We start from the raw sequence: 867 nt of genomic DNA, 5'->3' as shown, positions 1-867 counted from the left end.
CTATCGATATAATCGATAACGTCTGCAATACCCTGACTTCGGGTTTCATAGCGACGATAGTTAACTCTTTCTGCTTTCAGACTGCGGAAAAACCTCTCTGTAACGGCATTATCCAGACAGTTTCCTTTCCGGCTCATACTGCCTGTCACATCAAGTTCCTCCTGGCAATACTGGAACTGCGCGCTGGTATATTGCGCTCCTTGATCACTATGAAACACCACTGACCCTGTTGGTCGTCGTTTATTTACCGCCAGCCTCAAGGCCCGAGTAGTCAGAGCGCTGTCAGGTTTATCTGAGAAGGCCCAACTGACTATTTTTCTTGAACATAAGTCCATGACGATAGCCAGATATAACCATCCCTGAGCGGTGCGCAAGTAGGTAATATCACCTGACCACCAGGTATTCAATGCCTCTGGATTAAACTGCCGATTCAATAGATTAGCGGCCACTACAGCGGGTTTCCCACCGCGTGGATAGCGATGACGCCCAGGGCGTTTAGCCACCAGCTTCAGAGCTTTCATTATCTGGCGAACTCGGTATCTGCCTACGTTAAAACCTTGTTCCCGTAACTCAATGCACATGCGCCGACTGCCATATGTGGCATCCATTTCAGCATGAACATGCTTAACTGCCGCGTGCAATATAAGAACATCCGGTTTGATCATCGGCTGATGGCTCCGGGCATAAAACACGCTGCGCGTGAGCGATAAGCAGCGGCATACCTGTTGGATATTTGCTCCCGCCTTCTTCAACTTCACCGCGACTTTTTGTCGTTGTTCATTTCCATGGCAAAGAAGGCTGAAGCCTTTTTTAACAGGTCATTGTCGCTTTGCAACTGCCGCACCTGCTTTTCAAGTTCCTGTATCC

The 867-nt window shown here is 48.8% G+C and carries 1 protein-coding gene; it reads right to left on the bottom strand.

What is annotated here, in order from left to right; genetic code table 11:
- Positions 1 to 758: IS3 family transposase (locus BIY29_RS19905; protein WP_240630259.1), on the bottom strand; the 758-nt coding region annotated here is incomplete at its 3' end.
- Positions 759 to 867: the final 109 nt, after the last annotated feature.

The organism is Brenneria alni, assembly GCF_003666245.1.
GTDB lineage: Bacteria > Pseudomonadota > Gammaproteobacteria > Enterobacterales > Enterobacteriaceae > Brenneria > Brenneria alni.
This window is presented reverse-complemented; position numbering and strand designations above follow the sequence as displayed.